Annotated in this window: 19 protein-coding genes; all 19 read left to right on the forward strand. The window is 28.3% G+C overall.

All coding sequences use genetic code 11. The annotated features are described in order from the left end of the window. Window positions 1-75 precede the first annotated feature (75 nt). Entirely contained in the window at window positions 76-930 is an 855-nt protein-coding gene (locus tag AXF11_RS00300; protein ID WP_068153973.1) for a histidinol-phosphatase HisJ, read from the forward strand. Between the two features lie 128 nt (window positions 931-1,058). Next, window positions 1,059-1,817: an SDR family NAD(P)-dependent oxidoreductase gene (locus tag AXF11_RS00305; protein WP_068153974.1), complete on the forward strand. Its 759-nt coding sequence runs from the start codon at window positions 1,059-1,061 to the stop codon at window positions 1,815-1,817. A gap of 72 nt (window positions 1,818-1,889) precedes the next feature. Beyond that, on the forward strand, window positions 1,890-3,416 hold the full coding sequence (locus AXF11_RS00310; RefSeq protein ID WP_068153975.1) for a bifunctional ADP-dependent NAD(P)H-hydrate dehydratase/NAD(P)H-hydrate epimerase: 1,527 nt from the start codon (window positions 1,890-1,892) through the stop codon (window positions 3,414-3,416). Window positions 3,417-3,528: 112 nt separating this feature from the next. Then, entirely contained in the window at window positions 3,529-4,533 is a 1,005-nt protein-coding gene (locus AXF11_RS00315; RefSeq protein ID WP_335338992.1) for a bifunctional riboflavin kinase/FAD synthetase, read from the forward strand. Next, on the forward strand, window positions 4,530-5,243 hold the full coding sequence (locus tag AXF11_RS00320) for a segregation and condensation protein A (protein WP_068153976.1): 714 nt from the start codon (window positions 4,530-4,532) through the stop codon (window positions 5,241-5,243). Before AXF11_RS00315 ends, AXF11_RS00320 begins: the two co-directional genes overlap by 4 nt. Before the next feature lie 104 nt (window positions 5,244-5,347). Further along, on the forward strand, window positions 5,348-6,850 hold the full coding sequence (gene murJ / locus AXF11_RS00325) for a murein biosynthesis integral membrane protein MurJ (RefSeq protein ID WP_068153977.1): 1,503 nt from the start codon (window positions 5,348-5,350) through the stop codon (window positions 6,848-6,850). Window positions 6,851-6,854: 4 nt separating this feature from the next. Continuing rightward, on the forward strand, window positions 6,855-7,223 hold the full coding sequence (locus AXF11_RS00330; protein ID WP_068153978.1) for a PBECR3 domain-containing polyvalent protein: 369 nt from the start codon (window positions 6,855-6,857) through the stop codon (window positions 7,221-7,223). 110 nt (window positions 7,224-7,333) lie between these two features. Further along, entirely contained in the window at window positions 7,334-7,714 is a 381-nt protein-coding gene (mscL, locus tag AXF11_RS00335; RefSeq protein WP_068153979.1) for a large conductance mechanosensitive channel protein MscL, read from the forward strand. A 120-nt stretch (window positions 7,715-7,834) separates the two neighbouring features. Beyond that, a complete protein-coding gene (locus AXF11_RS00340; protein ID WP_068153980.1) occupies window positions 7,835-10,897 on the forward strand; it encodes a hemagglutinin repeat-containing protein in 3,063 nt (1,020 codons plus the stop codon). A 27-nt stretch (window positions 10,898-10,924) separates the two neighbouring features. Beyond that, complete coding sequence (locus tag AXF11_RS00345; RefSeq protein WP_068153981.1) at window positions 10,925-11,332, forward strand: hypothetical protein; 408 nt, start codon at window positions 10,925-10,927, stop codon at window positions 11,330-11,332. A 279-nt stretch (window positions 11,333-11,611) separates the two neighbouring features. After that, complete coding sequence (locus AXF11_RS00350) at window positions 11,612-12,514, forward strand: hypothetical protein (RefSeq protein ID WP_068153982.1); 903 nt, start codon at window positions 11,612-11,614, stop codon at window positions 12,512-12,514. A 26-nt stretch (window positions 12,515-12,540) separates the two neighbouring features. Beyond that, entirely contained in the window at window positions 12,541-12,933 is a 393-nt protein-coding gene (locus AXF11_RS00355; protein ID WP_068153983.1) for a hypothetical protein, read from the forward strand. 165 nt (window positions 12,934-13,098) lie between these two features. Further along, window positions 13,099-13,287 carry a hypothetical protein gene (locus AXF11_RS00360; RefSeq protein WP_156440350.1) on the forward strand — a complete coding sequence of 63 codons (189 nt, stop codon included), beginning with the start codon at window positions 13,099-13,101 and terminating at the stop codon, window positions 13,285-13,287. Continuing rightward, a complete protein-coding gene (locus AXF11_RS00365) occupies window positions 13,284-13,841 on the forward strand; it encodes a hypothetical protein (protein ID WP_068153985.1) in 558 nt (185 codons plus the stop codon). The genes AXF11_RS00360 and AXF11_RS00365 overlap by 4 nt, the downstream gene beginning before the upstream one ends. A 406-nt stretch (window positions 13,842-14,247) precedes the next feature. Next, a complete protein-coding gene (locus AXF11_RS00370) occupies window positions 14,248-14,538 on the forward strand; it encodes a hypothetical protein (protein WP_068153986.1) in 291 nt (96 codons plus the stop codon). 100 nt (window positions 14,539-14,638) lie between these two features. Continuing rightward, on the forward strand, window positions 14,639-15,073 hold the full coding sequence (locus AXF11_RS00375) for a hypothetical protein (RefSeq protein ID WP_156440351.1): 435 nt from the start codon (window positions 14,639-14,641) through the stop codon (window positions 15,071-15,073). A gap of 136 nt (window positions 15,074-15,209) precedes the next feature. Further along, window positions 15,210-15,425 carry a hypothetical protein gene (locus AXF11_RS00380; protein WP_068153988.1) on the forward strand — a complete coding sequence of 72 codons (216 nt, stop codon included), beginning with the start codon at window positions 15,210-15,212 and terminating at the stop codon, window positions 15,423-15,425. Window positions 15,426-15,443: 18 nt separating this feature from the next. Further along, window positions 15,444-16,328 (forward strand): Imm49 family immunity protein, encoded by an 885-nt coding sequence (locus AXF11_RS00385; RefSeq protein ID WP_068153989.1) that lies wholly within the window; start codon window positions 15,444-15,446, stop codon window positions 16,326-16,328. A 180-nt stretch (window positions 16,329-16,508) separates the two neighbouring features. Next, on the forward strand, window positions 16,509-18,305 hold the full coding sequence (gene lepA, locus AXF11_RS00390) for a translation elongation factor 4 (RefSeq protein ID WP_068153990.1): 1,797 nt from the start codon (window positions 16,509-16,511) through the stop codon (window positions 18,303-18,305). Window positions 18,306-18,310: the final 5 nt, after the last annotated feature.

Consider the following 18,310-nt stretch of genomic DNA (forward strand, 5'->3'; position numbering starts at 1 on the left):
ACAGATAAAAAATTCCAAAAATTGAATTACAAATTTTTTATTTAATAGAAATTTTAAAGAAGGGATTAAATAAATATGGAAAAGCAGAAAAATATATCTTTTCCGTCAAATTTACACGGACATACAACTTATTGTGATGGGAAAAATAAAGCTGAGGAATATATCTTAAAGGCAATTGGAAAAAATTTTATAAGTATTGGACTTTCAGGACATTCTTATGTTTATTTTGATAAAGAGCCCAATATGTCTTTGGATGGCACGCTTAAGTATATTGAAGAAATGAAATTTTTAAAAGAAAAATATAAAAATAAAATACAAGTTTACATTGGAATTGAAGCTGATTTTTATTCAGGATTTAATCCAAAAGTTGATAAAAATTTGGGACTTGATTATAGAATAGGTTCAGTTCATTATGTAAAAGATAAAGTAAAAGACGAATATTACTGTGTTGACGCCACTCCAGAAATTTTGGCTTATGCAATTAAAAATTACGATAATGGCGATGAAAAATCTTTAATTTTAGCATATTATAACAATATTATTGAAATGATTCATACTCAAAAGCCAGATATTTTGGGACATTTAGATTTAGTGAGAAAGTTTAATAGCGATGGTAGATATTTTGATGAAAATTCAGAATGGTATAACAGAAAAGTTGACGAAGTATTAGATGAAATTGCAAAAGCTGACATAATTGTAGAAATAAATACGGGTGGAATTTCAAGAGGATGGACTAAAACACCATATCCAAGTGTTTCGATATTAGAAAAAATTTTTAAAAGAAATATTCCAATCACACTTTCTTCAGACGCACATACCGTAGAAAATATCGACTATTATTTTAGGGAAAGTGTAGAAATTGCTAAAAAAGTTGGATTTAAAAGTCTTAAAATTATGAGAGATGGGAAATTTTACGATTTTGAAATTTAGGTTTAATTTTTAAATAAGAATTAGATATTTGAAAATAATTTTTATAAAAATCAATTGAATTTTTTTACTATAAAATATATAAAAATTTTTATAAATAATAAAAAAATTTAATTTAGAAGGAGAAAAAAATGTCAAGAAATGTATTTATAACAGGAGCATCAAGCGGAATTGGAAAAGCGATTGCCTATTCATTTGGAAAAAATGGCGACGATTTGATTTTATGCGCCAGAAGAATTGGAAAATTAGAAGAGATTAAAATTGATATTGAGAGAAGATTTGGAGTGAATGTCTATATTTTTGAGTTGGACGTAACGAAATATGAAAAAGTTTCAAAAACTGTGAAAAAGATTTTGGAAAAGGTTTCTAAAATAGATATTTTGGTAAATAATGCAGGACTAGCTTTGGGACTTGATAAATTTCAAAATTATAGCATTACGGATATGGAAATAATGATAGACACCAATGTAAAAGGACTTTTGTATGTAAGTCGTGAAATTATACCAAATATGGTGGAAAATAATACAGGGCATATAATTAATATGGGTTCGACAGCTGGAATTTATGCTTATGCAGGAGCGGCAGTCTATTGTGCGACAAAAGCGGCAGTGAAATTTTTAAGTGACGGAATTAGAATTGATACTATTGACAAAAATATCAAAGTAAGTACGTTACAGCCAGGAATTGTTGAAACAGATTTTAGCAAAGTTAGATTTCATGGGGATAAAGATCGGGCAAAAAGTGTTTATGCGGGAATTGAAGCATTGAAGCCGGAAGATATTGCAGATGTGGCGTTATATGTCGTAAATCAGCCAAAACACGTTCAAATTTCGGATGTAACGATAATGGCGACTAAGCAAGCTACAGGATTTATGGTATATAAAAAATAATAATTTTAAAGCTATGTAAAAAAATTTTTTGTCTAAATGTTTTAAAATAAAATAGTAATAGAGAGGGTAAAAATGTTAATCGGAAGCAATAAAACAACTAGATTGATTGACCGTTATGCGATAGATAATTTAAAAATACCAAGCATCGTTTTGATGGAAAATGCAGCAATTGATTTTGTCAGTGAAATTGATGACGAACTTGACAATTTTTTGATTGTCTGCGGAAAAGGAAATAATGGTGGCGATGGATATGTGATTGCACGGCAGCTTTGGTCAAAAGGTAAAAAAGTGAAAATATTTGGAGTTTCTTTTGAAAATTTGAGCTGTGATTGCGAAATTAATTATAACATCTGTAAAAATATTGGAATTGAGATGTCAAATGATATAGAAAAATTAAAAATTTGGATTTTACAAAGTGAGTGTGTAATTGAAGGAATTTTTGGAACAGGGCTTAATTCAGAAGTTAAAGGAATTTACCAAAAAATTATAGAAATTGTAAATAAGTATTCAAATCAAAAAAAAGTTTTTTCCATCGACATTCCGTCAGGTATAAGTGGAGATAATGGTGAAATTATGGGAACATGTATAAAGGCTGATAAGACCATTTCATTTGTAACTTATAAAAAAGCTTTTTTGAATATGAAAAATGCAAAATATTTTGGAGAAATTGTAATTAAAAATATTGGACTAAATCAAAATTTTTTGAAAAGTCTTGTAAACGAATATTACTTAGTAAAAACGGATATGAAAAGTTGGCACAAAACTCGGGACATAACTTCTCACAAGGGAGATTTTGGAAAAGTATTAATTTATGCAGGAAGTAAAGAATTTTCTGGTGCAAGCGTTTTAACCTCAAATTCTTGTGTTCGAGCGGGAGCAGGACTTGTTACTCTTCTGACAGCGGAAAATATTTTAAAAAATAACATTTTGTCTGAAGTTATGCTTTTAAATATAAACAATTCAGAAACAACTTCTGACGTTGATTTTGAAAATGAATTAAAAAAGATAGAAAATAATATTTTAAATTCAGATGTAATTGCAATAGGCCCTGGAATTGGGAAAACTAAGAAATCGTTGATGATTTTAGAAAAATTATTAAGTTATAAAAAAAATGATAAAAATAAAACGATAAATTTGGTGCTGGATGCGGATGCACTAAATTTAATTTCAGAAAATCCTAAATTATTTGAAAAAATAGAAAATCGTGCAATATTTACTCCACATATTGTAGAATTTTCAAGACTTTCAGGATTATCGCCAGAAGACATTCTTTTAGATAAATTTACAAAAGCAAAAGAATTTGCAAAAAAATATAAAATAGTTTTGCTTTTAAAAGGAAAAAATACGATAATTACTGATGGAAATAAACTTTTTGTAAATAGTACAGGAAACTCGCATATGGCAAATGGTGGAATGGGAGACTGTCTTACTGGAATCATAACTTCATTTGTTGCACAAAATTACAGTTTAATTGAAAGTGCTTGTGTTGGAGCTTTTTTGCACGGATATATCGGAGATGAGCTCACAAAAGGGCAATATATCGTAAATGCAAGTCATATTATTGAAAATATTTCAAAATATATGAAAGAAATTTTTTAAGATGAATAATACTTGAAAAGTAATTTAAAATAATGTAAAATTATAAAGTCCAATAATATTTTTATGTGAAAAATTTATTGATTTAATTTTATTGTAGAAAGTTGAACTAAAAATGGGTATAAAAATAATTACTGAAAACTGTAATAATGTAATTGAGTTTTTAGAATTTAAAAAAAGTGAGAATATCACTTGTTACAATTTAAGAGATAACTTGAGTGAATTTAAAGAAAATGGAACAGTTGTAATTTTAGGAAATTTTGATGGAGTTCACAAGGCTCATAAGAAAATTTTGCAAAAAGGCGTAAAAAAGGCACAAGAAAAGGGATATAAGACAGTTGTTTATACATTTAACGAGTATCCAAACAAAAAGCACACAAGGATAACAAATCAGTCCGAAAAAGCTTTTATCATGGAAAAAAATGGAATTGATTACTTGTATTTAGAGGAATTTGAAAAGGTCAGAAATTATACTCCTGAAAATTTTGTGGAAAAGATTTTAATCGAAAAATTAAATGCAAAAGAAGTTTTGTGTGGCTTTAATTTTACTTTTGGTAAAAAAAAATCAGGAGATGCTAAACTTTTAAAGTCAATTTTGGAAAAAAATGGAATTAATCTTAAAGTGCAGGAGCCAGTTTTAGATAATGAACTGGAAATTATTAGCAGTACGAATATACGAAAGTATATAAAAAAAACAAATTTAAAAAAAGTAAAAGAATTACTTGATCACAATCTTTTGATTTTGGGAAAAGTTGTGCACGGAAAGCAGCTTGGGAGAACGATCGGTTTTCCAACGGCAAATTTGAAATTTGAAAATAAAGTTTATCCAAGTTTTGGAGTTTATGGCGTAAAAATTTATTTTTATGAAAATGGGATTTTTAAAACTTATGCAGGGGTTATGAATATTGGGAGAAATCCTACCGTCGACAAAGATAATCTTAGCGTAGAAACACATATTTTTGATTTTGACGAAGATATTTATGGAAAATATATTTTGATCGAAATTTTTGAGAATATCAGAAAAGAAGTTAAATTTAATTCGCTTAATGAATTAAAAAATCAAATTAATAAAGACAGTATATATTGGAGAAATAAAGTTAAGGAAATGAATGGATTATGATAAAAGATACAATTAATGTAAAAATTGACAATTTTGAAGGACCTTTGGATTTACTCATTCATTTGATTGAAAAAAAGAAAATGGACATTCATAAAATCAATATTTCTCAAATAATTGACGATTATTTGGAGTATATCCACAGTCAAAAAGAAAAAAATTTGCGAATAAAAGTGGAGTTTCTTGTAATGGCTACGGATTTAGTGGAAATAAAGGCGTATTCGGTTCTGAATGAAAACAAAAAAACTGAAAAAGTTGAAAATTTAGAAAAAAAGATTTTGGAATATAAGTTATTTAAGGAAATTTCTCAGCTATTTGCAGAAAAAGAAAATGAATATAACATCAGTCATTTAAGAATGGGAAATCAAAATTTTAAAGACAAAGTTGTAGAGTACGATATCTCTAGTTTGACTTTAGAAAATTTGATTTCAAGTTTTAAAAATATCTTAAATTTAAAAAATAAAAAAATATCTGAAGATGAAAATATGAAATTGAATTTGGAAGAGGAGTACACCACAAAAGAAGCTCATTTTGAAATTACAGAAAGCATAAAAAAAGAAAAAAAAGTTCTGTTTAATCATTTATTAAAAAATAAATTTTCAAAAATACGGATAGTAACAATGTTTTTATGTATTTTAGATATGTTCAAAAACGGTGAAATTGATATAATAGTGGAACAGAGCAATTTTTTTGTAAAAAAAATTATTCAGTGATTTTTTTACTTTTTAAAAGCAAATTTCATATAAAAGAGGTGATTTACCAAAAGGATTATGCGTTATCCATAAAAATGCAAATTTATATTTTAAAGGAAATTTAAATGTTTAAATCTAGTTTTATAGTAATGATAATAAATATGTTAAGCCGAATTTTAGGACTTATAAGAGAAATGATTATCGGAAGTGTTTTTGGAGCAACAGGAATGACAGATGCCTATGTCAGTGCCACAAAAATTCCCAATTTTTTTACAACATTATTTGGAGAAGGTTCACTAGGAACAGTATTTATTCCTATTTATAATCGTGGAATGGCAGAAAAAGGAAAGGAAAGAACAGATGACTTTGTATTTTCACTTTTAAATTTAATAGTTGCATTTACATCAACACTTTCGATTATTATGATATTTTTTTCCAGACCAATTTTAAAAATAACGACAGGTTTTAACGACCCGCAAAGATTTGAAGCAGCAAATATATTGCTAAAAATAGTAGCTTTTTATTTTTTATTTATTGCGTTATCTGGAGTTGTATCTTCACTATTAAATAACTACAAAAAATTCGCAGTTTCGGCATCAATGGGAATTGTATTTAATTTGACAATTATAATAGGAACTTTGCTATTAAAAAATAAAATGGGAATTTATGGACTTGGAATAGCTTATTTACTTTCTGGAGTTTTTCAGTTAGTTATAATGTTGCCACAATTTTTTCAGATAATGAAAAAATATAAATTTATTTTAAACTTAAAAGATGAATATGTAAAAGAAATGTTTGTTTTAATGGTTCCTACATTAGTCGGAATCTTTGGATATCAAATAAATGAAATCGTGGACAATAGATTTGCAACTTCGTTACCTGCAGGAACTGCAAGTGCCTTAAATTATGCAAGTAGACTATATTTACTTCCTATTGGAGTTTTTGCAATTTCATTGGCAGTCGTAATTTTTCCGACACTCTCAAAAGCAGTTGTAAAAAATGACAATAGAACAGTAAAAAGAGTTATACATCAAGGATTATATATGTTGTCTTTTCTAATTGTCCCATCTAGTGTTATTTTATTTGGTTACGCTAAAGAGATTGTAACTCTGGTTTATAAAAGAGGACATTTTACTGACAGAGCTGTAACTGTTACTTCAGAAACTTTACAATTTTATGCTCTGGGACTTTTATTTTTCTCTACAATACATTTGCTTACGAGAAGTCATTATGTCTATAAGGATAGGAAATTACCAGTAATTTCATCATTTACAGCAATATTTATAAATATAATACTGGATGCGTTATTATACAAACAGTTTCAACATAAAGGACTGACATTTGCCACATCATTTTCTGCAATGGTAAACTTTATAATTTTATATATTTCGTTAGATAAAAGATATGTAAAATTAAGAAATTTAAAATATATCGCAATTTTAGGTGTAACATTTGTAACTTCAGTAATTTCATATTGGATTTCAAGTATGTTAAAATTTCAAAATAAATTTGGAATTGTAATAAATTTGGTGGTATTTGCAGCAGTATATTTAATTATCTGGTTCATTTTGATTTACATTTTCAGAAAAGATCTGATAAAAAGATTTTTAGGAAATAGAAAATGGTAAAATTATGATAAAAGAAAAATTGAGATATACAAAGACAGGAAAAAGAATAGAAATCTATGAATTTGAAGCAAAGCTACACCAAAAGGTCGTGATGGACAAATTTCAGTTTGAGAATCATATTTTGGTAAAACATCCAGAAATAACGATTGATATAATAAAAGAAGTGCTTAAAAATCCCGATATGGTAACAAAACAGTCAAAATCAAAAAAAGAGCATTTTTATCAGAAAAAAATAAAAAATTTGAATTATTTTGTTGTAATTTGTCAAAATCCAAGCATAAGAAAATTAAGATTTGTCGTAACAGCTTTTATGACAAAAGATACAAATTTTTTAAAAGAGAAAAATAAATATGTGAGATATAAAACAAAATAAATTGAGCTTAAAAAATTACATTCAAGTTCGACAAAAAAATAAAGATATTGTATTTATTATAAAAATTATTAATTATGAAAATGTAAAAGATAGAAGGAAGAGAGGAAAAAATGTTTAAAGAATTTAAAGAGTTTATTTCAAAAGGAAATGTGTTAGACTTAGCAGTTGGTGTTATTATTGGAGGAGCTTTCGGGAAAATTGTAACTTCTTTAGTAGATGATATAATTATGCCAATTGTAGGACTTATCATAGGAGGAATTAATTTTTCAGGATTAAGTTTTAAAATAGGAGATGCGACTGTAAAATATGGAATGTTCATCCAAAACATCGTAAACTTTTTAATCATCGCATTTTCTATATTTTTAGTAATAAAAGCGGTAAATAAAATGAGAAGAATTAACCCTGAAAAAGAAGAAGCGCCAGTTGAACAAAAAAAATCTAATGAAGAAATTTTGTTAACTGAAATAAGAGATTTGTTGAAAAATAAATAAAGTATTTAAAGTTAAATTTTTAAAAATCAGAAAAAATCCTATTGAGGCAGAAAATGGATTAAAACTGAACAATAGTGAAGTAAACAGTATCTATGATGAAAAAGATATGATAAATGCCAAGTGAATGAAAATTCAAGTATAACTTACAACAATGTAAACAACATAACTTATCAGGGGACACAGGCACAAGGCGGAACATTTATCTACAACAATGTAAAAAATATTCGGAAGGAAGCAGTAGAACTTCATAATAGCAACAGTTCAAGAAGTTCAAATTTTGGAATAAGTACGGGAGCGACAATTGGATATGGCTACAGAACACAAATTACTGGAAATGGTGGAAGTGTTTCTGCAAATAGAAGTAATCAAAATACAACTGAAACTATTTATCAAAATGGTAATTTTCAAAATGTAAATGAAGTTCACAATAATACTGGTACAATGACACTTTCAGGATTTAATCAGGAAGGCGGAAAAGTTACAGGTAATATCGACAAGCTGGTTGTAGAAAGTAGACAGAACACAAGCACGACAACTGGAAGCAGTAGTGGAATAGGAATTGGAATAAGTGCGAATGGAATGCCAAATTCCGTAAATGTAAATGGAAGCAGAACAAATGGAAGTAGAGCATTTGTAGATAATCAAAGCAGCTTTATTGTTGGAGAGGGAAGTAATCTTCATGTTGGTACAGTTGAAAATACTGGAGCTATTATTGGAAAACAGAGTGAAAATGGTACTACATTTAAAGCTGATAAGTATATTGGCCACGATATTCAAAACTACGATACAATGACAACAACAGGAGTTTCAGTAGGGAGTTCATTAGGTAGATCTCCTAGAGTTACAAATATCGGATTTAATCAAGATGACAGGGATAAACAAGGAATTACTAGAAATACGGTAGTTGGAAATGTAGAAATAGGCGAAGCTTCTGGAAGTCCAATAAATAAGGATGTTACAAAAGCTAATGAAGTTACAAAAGATGTGCAGCATTCTACGAATGTTAATGTTGAGAGCCAGACTATTGAGTATGCTACTAATCCAACAAAATTTAAAGAAGATTTGGAAGTAGCAATACTTGAAGGAAAAGCGACAGGTGAAACAGTTTTAAAAACAATAGAAAATCTTGTAAATGGTGGAAAAGAAGACATCGGAGATCCTGAAAGAAGAAGCTTAAACGAAATCAAGGAAGCTGTAATAAGGGTTAAGACAGCACCTGAAATGAATTTGATAGCAACAGGAGATTTAAACTCGCAGGAAGTGCTGGATACTTTAAAAATAAATGGAATAGAAAAATTTAATCCTGATGATCCTGATTTGCCAGAAAATGTAAAGGAAAGACTTGATGAAGTAAGAAAAAGTGGTGGAGAAATCGAAGCATTTTATGATAAAACGACAAATAAAATATTTATCAATGAAAATGTGGAAGATGGCGAAACAAGAGCCTTGGTTGCAAGAGAATGGAAAATCTCTGAAGATTTAAAAGATGGAAAAGGAAAAGCAAATGATGAAGGTCAATTAAAAGCGACTGTTGCAGGGGAACTGGCTTATGATGATATGATGAAAAGGGCTGGGGAAGGTAAGACTGGAAGTATTAGTACAGGAGAGCTTAGTGAGGCTGTTATGGATGTTAATAGTGAGGTTACATCTGACAATGTATTAGGTTGGATAGGTGCTCAGTATAAAAAAGTAAAGAAAAAAGTAGAAAACTCTCCTACGTATAAGAAAATTAGAAAAGAAATACAGAAAATTCAAGATAATCCTATTGGTTATGCGAAAAGTTTAGCAGAGCAAGGAAGTAACCACGCTGCACATAAGTGGACGGTAACAAAAAATAATGCAAAAAAATTCTATAACAATGTAGCAGGATTTATTACAGGAGAAAATAAAAATGTAACTAGATCAAAAAATGCAAAACTGGATGACGCTAACAAAAGAAGTGAAAATGAAAGAAACAAAAGAGATAAACGATCACAAAATAATTTTATCGCCGAAACAAAAAATAAAGTAGCAAAAAAGAATAGAGATAAAGAAAGTAAGAAAGCTATAAATTCTTTAAAAGAACAAATTAAGGCGACAAGAGATCCTAAAAAGAGAAAAAAATTGCAGGATCAATTAGAAATTGTAGAGCCACATACTTTTCGAGAAGGATTAAAATCAGCTGGAAAAGTTTTAAAAGACACAGTTGCTTCAGCACCATTTATACCAGTTGTAGAAAAAGTAGGAAAAGTTGTATTAGCTAGTCCATCATTGACAGTAGGAGGTTTATTTCTTTTAACTTCACAAAATATGGGAACTAATGATCAATTTCCCCCCCACCTAAAAAACTTAAATAATGAAAAATATTCCTTGAAAGAAAGTGAATATATAAAAAATAATTATCCATATTATTATAAAGATTATGAAGTTTCAAAAAAGACAACAACTAAAAAAAATACTTTTGACAAGAAAAAAATTGATTTAGAAATTGCTGGAAAATACAGTGATAAATGGAAAAAAGAAGAAAATGCTAGGGCAATAGGTGAAATAGCAGGTGGATTTTTAGGCGGGGCAGTAGCAAAGGGCATTTCGAAAACTATTGTTAAAAAAAGTGAAAATCTTAATATAGGAAAATTATTTGAAAAAGTCAAAACTGCACCTGTGGTCAAGAATTATTATAATGTTATAGGGACGACTAAAGAAGAAAATTTTAAAATCAGAAATATAACGTCTAAATATGACGATTTCTACGGATATGAATACAATGCCTATACAAATCCAGGACCATTAGCAGAATTAAATGATCATCCCCATTTGAATTTTTATGGTGGTCGATATAACAGCAGAGTTTTGACAGAAGATACGATTTATTATAGGGCTGGAGATGCTAATAACAAATATGGAAGATATTTTGTCGAAACTCCACCAAAATCAGTAATTCAAGTAAGAATGGATACAGCAGTTAAGCCTTATTGGACTAATAAACGAACTGGAATGTGGGAAAAAAATGATTTAGGAATAGATATATCAGGAAAATCAAAAATAGAGAAGATATATACAGTTAGAGTGCCAGCAGGAACGGTTATATATGAAGGTCCAGTTGCACCACAAGGTGGAATGTATTTAGGAGGAATGGAAACAAATCAGATATTTTTACCTGATACTAGACTGCCAGGAATTGAATTTTTTGAATATGTTAAATAGAATAAATATGATTAGGAAGTGAAAAAATTGGAAATATATTTAAAATTAAAAAAGACAATAGAAAATTTTTTGGAAGTAAGAAAAAATTCTATTCAGGAAATGAAATTAAAAGAATCAAATGGATTAAATATTCAGTATTATTTGTATTTAGTTAATTGTTTAATATATGAACAGCTAGAGAAAATTCCGAAAAATTTTAAAGATGAATTAAAAGAAGAAATATTAAACTGGACAAGATATAGAGCTAGTTATGGGAAATATGATCCTTTAGAAGATTATAATCTTTTAAGCGATTCTTATGGTTGGGACGATAAAGAAAAAATGGAAAAATTAAGGAAAATTAATGTAAAATTATCAGAACTTATAAAAGATATTACAAAAATAAGTACAGAAATATTAGAGAATAAACTTTATCCTTTTGAAGATTCAGAATAATTTAAATATTAAACAATTGACTGAGCTTTTATTTGTGTAACTTCGACTGTTTGACAGACGATAGGACGGAGTTTCGGAGTTATGCAAATTGGAGATTGAGTGCACGCGATGTGAAACGTGAAATGGCGCCCTTTTCACATAAAATGATAAATTTACTTCAAATGATAAAATAATCCAAAATCTCCTTAAAATTAATACAAATTATGGTATTATATTAAATAATAACTTAATTAACTGGTAAATGGATTAAGTTTCGTAGGTTCAATAGCAACTGCACCTGTGAGGGCGGCACTTAAACCTGTAGCGACTTCTGCAAAAGCAGAAGCAACGGTGACAAGATATGATAATGGCTACACACAAAGAAACACGTCATCGCCAGTTTATGACAATGGATATGCACAAAGGCTGGAAACAATCAACTACACGAATTCATCTGTTGTATACGATGCAAGCGAAAAAGTGTATCGCTATGCACCACAGCCATCAAATTGGAACATAGGTGTGGCAAAATCAATTACTTCAACTGGAAATACATATAGCTACGTACCACAGGTGCCAGGACTGTCGGAACCGTTAAGAACAGGCATAATACCGCTTACAACCCCTGAAAGTTATAAGGCGACAGAGCAGATAACAAATACTGTAAGAAATACATTTGGAGATGAAACAAAAGGAAAAAGTCTCTTTGAAGATGGAAACTTTACATCGAAATATAATGATTTCTACGGATATGAATACAATGCCTATACAAATCCTGGACCTTTGGCAGAATTAGAACAAAATAATAATTTTTATGGAGGAAGATATAACAGTAGAGTTTTAAGAGAAAATATAGTTCTATATAGAGCTGGTGAAAATGGTCCAAAAAAAGAATTGGGACAATATTTTGTCAAAACTCCACCACAGTCAGTAATTCAAGTGAGAACTGATACAGCTGTTAAGCCTTACTGGCCTGATAAAAGAACTAATGTTTTTTATGTGGATGAAGAAGGGAAAACAAAAGTTTATAAATCTCCTATTGAAAAAGTATATGCAATTGAAATACCAGCAGGTACAACAATTTATGAAGGACCAGTAGGATATCAAGGTGGGATGTATCTGGGTGGAATGGAAACCGAACAAATATTTATACAAGAGCCTTGGAAAATACCAGGAATTAAAGTCTTGAAATATCCAAAATAGTTAAAAATTAAGGAAGGAAATATAAAATGGAAAAATATGTAGAATTAAAAAAAGCAATAGAAGAATTTTTAGAACTAAGAAAAAATTTAAACAATAGAAAAGATATTAAAGAGTCACATAGTTTATCCTTAATAAGTTATTTATGTATAGTTAACTATTTAGTATACGGAAAAATTAGCAGATTTCGTGAAGATGTAAAAAAGGATATAGAAGAAGAATTTCGAAAATGGAGTCAAAATTTAGGAAAATTTGATCCATTGTTAGATTATTATTTTGTATCTGTTACTTCAGACGGAAAAGATTCAGAAAAAAATGAAGAAATAAGACAAATTAATATAAAAGTTGGAGAATTAACACATAAAATAAAAAAACTTAGTATTGAAATTTATATAAATGATCTTATACCTTGGAGAAATTAAATAAACTTGAAGCATACTGCACCCAAAATTTAGCTAGAAGTCTAAATTTATATATAATGAAGCTGAGGGACCTGATAGGGAACTCGGAGAGGACGACAGACGGAATAAAGAGAATACTGAAACATACTGAAGAGCGTGGAAGCGGAAAGTGCTGTACAGAAGTTCATGAGGATAGGATACGTTGACACGAAAGGCAAGACACAGCAGCAGGTGAAGCAGGAGGAGGATAAAATAAAAAAAGAAGCAGCTAGAAAGGCAATGAATAAAGCATTAAAAGACATGGAAAAATCTCCTAATGATTCTAATAGAGCAAAAGGACAGCCTAGTAAAGGAGGAGGAAATAAAAAAAGATGATGACAGAAACTTTTATAAATGAAACTTATGGAATAAATGGAATAACAAGAATATCATTAAAAAAAATAATAAAAGTATTTTCATTTCCGAATGAAATAAATATAAAGTTTTCTAATAAAAAAAAATCAATAGATATAAAGTTTATTTATGATGGATTAGAAGTCTATTATATGCTGTATTTTTTTTCAGAAAATATTGAAAAACCTGAATATCAAACATTATATTTTGATGTAAAATATATACATTTAAATGATGATAGCATAAAAATAGGTGATGAAATAAAAACTGTAATTCCAAAAATAAAAAAATATTTAAAAAGAAATAAGAAAAATATAAACTTTGAATACGATGAAGATAAATATACAGGGAGATATTTATTTGATAATAAAAATATTGATATATTTTTTGAAAAATGCAGAAATAAAAAAATTGTTGATGGTATAATGATAAGCTTACCTTATGAAGATATTTTGCCAGAAAATAAAGATATTTTAAATGAAATAGAAGATATTATAGAAATAAAAAATAAAATTGATAATCTTTTTTGGAAATAAAGAAATACCTTCATAGGAAAATACGATCTGTTAAATTTATTCCTTTTTAGAGGAATACTACATATGAATAATCAATATATTAATTTTTAAAAGTTTTATTTCAAATAAAACAAAAATTGTAAACTTGTTTTAATAGCAAATTAAATTTTAAAATAATCGTTGTTGTAGAAGACAGCGGTTATTTTTCTCTCATTTTTAGACATTCCAAATTAACAAAAAATTTTGATTATCTCAAATTCACCCATATAACCTCTACAAGCCAAAATTTTTATTTAAGGCATTTTTATACCGAAAATTGATTTTTTGAACTGTATGTATGTTATATGGGCTTTTAAAATGATATTTTTTAAAATTTATAATAAAAGTTAAAAGTTTTAATTTCTTTCTTTAAAGCAGACATTTACATTTGTATGTGATTAATGCTAAAATAATAAAAAAAGAATGGAATATTGACATGACAAACAGGGATTTCTATATCAATATAGGAGCAAATGTCAGATATTCTACTTTTAATAATAATTTTTACACAATTGGAAATATTGAAATAGGCGAAGCTTCTGGAAGTCTGATAAACAGAGATGTTACAAATGAAATTTTTGCTAATGAAGTTTTAGGACATTTTTATACTTTTATGCAAGTTGCGTTGAAAGCAAAAGATAAGAAAGGATTATTTGATAAAAATGAAATTAAAAAATAAAATACAACGGTTATTATTAATTTTATTATTTATATTTAATTGTAATTTATTTTCTTCAAGTTATTTATCTGTTAGTTACTATGTGGGTGGAAATGGTTTAATGAATGTAAAAGTTTCGTATAAAATTTATGATAACAAAATAGAAGTAGAATCATATATTCGAAACAAATTTTTATATTCAATAGAAAGATCATATAAAAAATATCAAGATAAAAAGAAATTAGAAAATTTAATAAAAAATAATGACAATCTTTTAAAAAAAGAAAATTTTAATTTTTTAAAAAGATGTATAAAAAATTGTAAAAAAACTAATACAAATGTTGTATTAACAGCAGAATTTATAGAAGAAAAAATGCCTGAATTTACAAATTTTTTGGTCTATAAAAATGAATTATATGAAGGGAAAAATATAAAATTTTACAAAATAAAATTTAAAAATGAGGAATATTTAATTTTTGATGATTTAAAATTATATAAAAATTCAAAAATAAAAAAAATACTTTTGGCGTTATCAGGATTAAAAAATTATAATTAATATAATCAATTGTTAAAGTAAATTATGTAAAATTATCAAAAATTCCAAAACAGATGTATACGCTTTTGTCAAAATATTTAAAAAAACTGGAGAAATTTGGGTACTTGATAGTAAACAGATTGCAAAATCAGGAAATATGAGTGTATCAAATAAAGGGGCAGGTGGAGCTAGACAAATGTCTCCTGACTGGGTAAGAAATGTATCAAGTAAACTAGACAAAAATAATCCAGTAAAAAAAGCAATTGATGAAGCAATAGATAAAGGAAAAATAAATACTGGATTAGTAGGAATTGATAAGAAAACAGGAGAGTTAATTTTTATTCCAACAAGAATTACTAATATAAAAAAATAATGAAGAGAGGAAAAAACTATGAAAAACATATTAGCAGGAGAGAAAAAATACAAAAAAGGGTACATAAAAGTTAGTCATGAATATTTAGATGAAGAGGCTGAAAAAAGAAGATTAGAATATATATCAAATAAAAAAGGGGATCAGTTTGGATGTATGTGGACTTTTTCTAGTGATTATTGTGGTATATCATCTAAAAATTTATTAATAGAGAAAAATATTGAAAAACATAGATTAAATTGCTATATAGGTGGGAAACTAAGAATACTCTCTACAGGTAGATCAAGTATGCTTGTTACTCACCCAACTCAAATGTTTGAAATGTTTATGTCTAATAATCCAGATTTTATAACATTTTTCAAAAATAATATTGATATGATAATGCCTGATGATTATGATAGTAAAAAAAATAAATATGGTTATTTAAAAAATGATTATGGAACATTTTTCTTAATTCGTGTAATTCTTCATGCAATAAGAGGAGATTTTGAAGAAGTCAAAAAAAGATGTACTGTATATTTGAAAAATCCATTGAAAGACAGTTATTATAAATATGGGGAACTGCACTATGAATTTTTAGGTGCTTTGGCAGATAAAGATATTGATGGAATGAAAAAAGCGATAGACGGGATGATGGAACAAAAAGTGGCAAGAAAATTTTCAAATGATAATAATCCAAACTATGAATTTTACTTGCATGTATATGTCATAATATACGCCAAAATAGCATTATATCACGGAATAGACTTGGAAATTGACAATGAAGTAGCACCAAAAGAATTAATAGACATAACTCCGCTTGAAAAATATGAAGATCCGTATGATTTTATGAAAGATTTTGATTTGGCAACAGTAACACCGAAAGAATGGAAAGAATGGAAAAATAGCTGGAATTTGAATTTATAAAATTTTCAAATAATCGTTGTTGTAAAAGACAGCGCTTTTTTTTCTTACATTAGTGAATTTTTGCAAAAGACGAATTGCAGATTTATAAATACACAGTTGTTTTTGAAAAATAAGTATGATAAAATAATACGAAGAAGATAAAAAAACATTAGATAAAAGATTTAATTAATTGGAGGAAAAATGTTAAATCAAAAAAACAAAAGAAATTTTTCTATAATTGCACATATTGATCATGGTAAATCAACAATTGCTGATAGATTATTAGAATTTACTGGAACGGTAACAAAAAGAGAAATGGTTGACCAAGTATTAGATAGTATGGATTTAGAGCGTGAAAAAGGTATAACGATAAAGGCCCAAGCTGTTACACTTAATTATAAAGCTAAAAATGGTGAAATTTACGAATTAAATTTAATTGACACTCCTGGACATGTGGATTTTATTTACGAAGTTTCCCGTTCACTTGCAGCATGTGATGGAGCGCTTTTAGTAGTCGATGCAGCTCAAGGGATAGAAGCGCAAACTTTAGCAAATGTTTATTTGGCTTTGGAAAATGACTTGGAGATACTTCCTGTAATCAATAAAATTGATTTGCCGTCAGCTGACCCTGACAAAGTGAAACTGGAAATAGAAGATGTGATAGGACTTCCAGCTGATGAAGCAGTTCTGGTTTCTGGAAAAACTGGAATTGGAATTGAAGATTTGTTAGAAGCGATAATTGAATATATTCCTGCGCCAAAAGGTGATGTAAATAAACCGTTAAAAGCGTTGATATTTGATTCTCACTATGATGATTTTAGAGGAGTTATCACATATATTAGAATTGTTGACGGAAAAATTTCTAAAGGAGATAGAATTAAAATTATGTCAACTGATAAAGAATTTGACGTCCTTGAAGTTGGAATTTTTTCACCAAAGATGAAAGAAACGAAAGAATTGACAGTCGGGTCAGTCGGATATATCATCACAGGAATAAAATCAATTAAAGATACACAAGTTGGAGATACGATTACTCACATTGATAATCCTACAGATTCGGCACTGGAAGGATATAGACCAGCACTAAGTATGGTTTTTGCTGGAATTTACCCAGTTTCCACTGATGATTATGAAGATTTGAGAGAAGCTCTTGAAAAATTACAGTTAAATGACGCTTCTTTGTCTTATGCGCCTGAAACATCACTTGCATTGGGATTTGGCTTTAGATGTGGATTTTTAGGCCTACTTCATATGGAAATCGTTGTGGAAAGGCTTAGACGAGAGTTTAACATTGACTTAATTTCTACAGCTCCGTCAGTTAAATATCACGTAACATTGGAACAGCAGCAAATGCAAGTTATAGATAATCCCGCTGAATTTCCTGAAGGGAAAAAATATATTGAAGAGCCTTATGTAAAAGGTACAATTATTGTTCCAAAAGACTATGTTGGAAATGTGATGGAACTTTGTCAGGAAAAAAGAGGAACTTTTTTAAATATGAATTATCTTGATGAAACGAGAACTATGATTAGTTACGATTTACCACTTGCAGAAATCGTAATCGATTTTTACGACAAGTTAAAATCTCGAACAAAAGGTTACGCTTCGTTTGAATATGAAATGATTGGCTACAAAGAATCAGATTTAGTAAAAGTTGATATTTTAGTCAGCGGAAATCCTGTGGATGCTTTTTCATTTATCGCACATAAGGATAATGCTTATTACAGAGGTCGTGCGATAGTTGAAAAATTAAAAGACGTAATTCCAAGACAACAATTTGAAATACCACTTCAAGCTGCACTTGGAACAAAAATAATTGCAAGAGAAACAATAAAGGCACTTCGTAAAAATGTTCTTGCAAAATGTTACGGTGGAGATATTACCCGTAAGAAAAAATTGTTAGAAAAACAAAAAGAAGGAAAAAAACGGATGAAAGCGATTGGAAATGTTGAAATTCCGCAAGAAGCATTTTTATCAGTTTTAAAATTAAATGACTAATTTTT

Origin of the sequence: Leptotrichia sp. oral taxon 847, from assembly GCF_001553645.1 — a bacterium.
In the GTDB taxonomy this organism is placed as follows: domain Bacteria; phylum Fusobacteriota; class Fusobacteriia; order Fusobacteriales; family Leptotrichiaceae; genus Leptotrichia.

Bases quoted from the DNA above. Each gene is read 5' to 3' on its own strand.
- AXF11_RS00300 (WP_068153973.1), top strand. From the start codon at position 76: ATGGAAAAGCAGAAAAATATATCTTTTCCGTCAAATTTACACGGACAT.
- AXF11_RS00305 (WP_068153974.1), top strand. From the start codon at position 1,059: ATGTCAAGAAATGTATTTATAACAGGAGCATCAAGCGGAATTGGAAAA.
- AXF11_RS00310 (WP_068153975.1), top strand. From the start codon at position 1,890: ATGTTAATCGGAAGCAATAAAACAACTAGATTGATTGACCGTTATGCG.
- AXF11_RS00315 (WP_335338992.1), top strand. From the start codon at position 3,529: ATGGGTATAAAAATAATTACTGAAAACTGTAATAATGTAATTGAGTTT.
- AXF11_RS00320 (WP_068153976.1), top strand. From the start codon at position 4,530: ATGATAAAAGATACAATTAATGTAAAAATTGACAATTTTGAAGGACCT.
- murJ (WP_068153977.1), top strand. From the start codon at position 5,348: ATGTTTAAATCTAGTTTTATAGTAATGATAATAAATATGTTAAGCCGA.
- AXF11_RS00330 (WP_068153978.1), top strand. From the start codon at position 6,855: ATGATAAAAGAAAAATTGAGATATACAAAGACAGGAAAAAGAATAGAA.
- mscL (WP_068153979.1), top strand. From the start codon at position 7,334: ATGTTTAAAGAATTTAAAGAGTTTATTTCAAAAGGAAATGTGTTAGAC.
- AXF11_RS00355 (WP_068153983.1), top strand. From the start codon at position 12,541: ATGGAAAAATATGTAGAATTAAAAAAAGCAATAGAAGAATTTTTAGAA.
- AXF11_RS00360 (WP_156440350.1), top strand. From the start codon at position 13,099: ATGAGGATAGGATACGTTGACACGAAAGGCAAGACACAGCAGCAGGTG.
- AXF11_RS00365 (WP_068153985.1), top strand. From the start codon at position 13,284: ATGATGACAGAAACTTTTATAAATGAAACTTATGGAATAAATGGAATA.
- AXF11_RS00375 (WP_156440351.1), top strand. From the start codon at position 14,639: ATGAATGTAAAAGTTTCGTATAAAATTTATGATAACAAAATAGAAGTA.
- AXF11_RS00380 (WP_068153988.1), top strand. From the start codon at position 15,210: ATGAGTGTATCAAATAAAGGGGCAGGTGGAGCTAGACAAATGTCTCCT.
- AXF11_RS00385 (WP_068153989.1), top strand. From the start codon at position 15,444: ATGAAAAACATATTAGCAGGAGAGAAAAAATACAAAAAAGGGTACATA.
- lepA (WP_068153990.1), top strand. From the start codon at position 16,509: ATGTTAAATCAAAAAAACAAAAGAAATTTTTCTATAATTGCACATATT.